This window comes from Aeromicrobium sp. Leaf272, assembly GCF_001422865.1.
Lineage (GTDB): Bacteria > Actinomycetota > Actinomycetes > Propionibacteriales > Nocardioidaceae > Aeromicrobium.
Map to the genome: position 1 here is coordinate 45,392 of NZ_LMMY01000013.1, position 1,822 is coordinate 47,213.

At 71.2% G+C, this 1,822-nt stretch carries 1 pseudogene; it reads left to right on the forward strand.

What is annotated here, in order from left to right:
* Window positions 1-1,822, forward strand: a pseudogene (locus tag ASF38_RS09540) (hypothetical protein); the annotation flags it as partial.

The following is a 1,822-nucleotide window of genomic DNA, read 5'->3' on the forward strand; positions in this document are numbered from 1 at the left end:
CACCGACGGCGGCGGCTGGGTGCTCGTGGGCCGCGGTCGCGACGGCTGGAACTGGGACGGCGACGCCCAGGGCACCCCGGCCCAGATCGCGTCGACCCCGACCGGTCAGTCGGCGTTCGCGCCGAAGAAGCTGTCCACCGCGACCGTCGACGCCCTGCTGGGCGGCAAGCGTGTCGACGCCCTCACCGACGGCATCCGCCTGCGGCGCGCCGCGACCGTCGACGGCACCTCCTGGCAGGACGTGCGGATGCAGATCCGCTCGCTGGCCTCGTGGTCGTGGGCGTTCGGCGCGGGTCACCCGCTCACGTCCGCATCGTTCGACGGCACGTCCTTCTCCGGCGCCACCTCGCGCGACTTCGGCACCACGTCCACCCTCTCGAGCAACCGCCTGCGCCGGGTCTGGACGTTCGAGTCCAGCACCAACGGCTGGGTGCGGGGCTTCAACTACGGCAGCGGAGTCACCGGCTCGACGGCCTCGTCGAGCTACCTCTACGCCACGGGCAGCGGGAACGCCACGCCGTTCACCCAGGTCTTCGTCCGCCCGCGGCTGCGTCAGTCCGACCTCTCGTTCGAGACCGTCCCCGATGCGGGGACCAGTGCCGTCACGGCGCTGCCGGTGGCCAAGAGCGGCTCGCTGGCCCAGCCGTGGGGCGTCACCGGCACCGGAGCCGGCGGCACCGGTGAGCTCGCGACCGAGGTGCAGGCGTTCGCGCAGATCGGCAACACGATGTACGTGGGCGGCAACTTCACCTCCGTGCGCAACCAGAGCGGCACGCAGAGCGAAGGTCAGTCCTACCTCGCCGCGTTCGACGCCACGACCGGCGAGTGGATCTCCTCGTTCCGGCCCACGTTCGACAACCAGGTCCGGTCGCTCGCGGCCCTGCCCGACGGCCGACTCGCCGTCGGCGGCGAGTTCACGACCGTCAACGGCCAGGGCCGCACCGGCCTCACGGTCCTCGACGCCACCGGCGCCCTGTCGTCCTCCTGGACCACGGTCGTCGAGAACCGCGGCACCAGCGCCAAGGTCAGCGTCCGCGGGCTCGACGTGTCCGGCGGACGGCTCTACGTCGGCGGGGTCTTCACCCACCTGGTGCGCGGCACCAACGCCGCCTACGCCCGCAACGCGGGCCGCATCGACCTCTCCACCGGCAACGGCGACGCAGGCTGGAACCCGAACTTCAACGGCAGCGTCGCGGCCCTCGACGTCTCCGACGACGGTGCGCGCGCCTACTTCGCGGGCTACATGACCGCCTCGGGTGCCACCACGGTCAAGAAGGGCGTGGCCATCAGCACGGCGGCGGGCGCCGCGGTCACCACCCCGGCCTGGAACCCGACCTACAGCACGGGTGGTGCCAGCTACCAGCAGGCCGTCAAGCAGGTCGGGGGCAAGGTGTGGCTGGGCGGCTCGCAGCACAGCATGTTCTCCTACGACACCACCGACTTCGCCCTGAAGGACACCGGCATCACGAAGGCCGGCGGTGACCTGCAGGCCATCACGGGCGGTCTCGGCGACAAGGTCGCCTACGGCGGCTGCCACTGCGGTGACTGGAACTACTCCGGCACCACGAACTACGACAACTTCAACCCGGGCACGACGTCCGTGCAGTGGACCCAGGCAGGCAAGATCTCGCTGCTGGGTGCCTGGGACAACACCACCGGCGCCTTCGTCACCACCTTCGCGCCGCAGTGGAAGTCGCGCGGCGGGTTCGGCGTGTGGGCAGCCACCGTCGCCAAGGACGGCACGCTGTGGGCCGGAGGATCGATCCAGACGAGCGTGAAGGACGGCGGGGGCAACCAGTTCTCCGGCGGCTTCGCGCGGTTC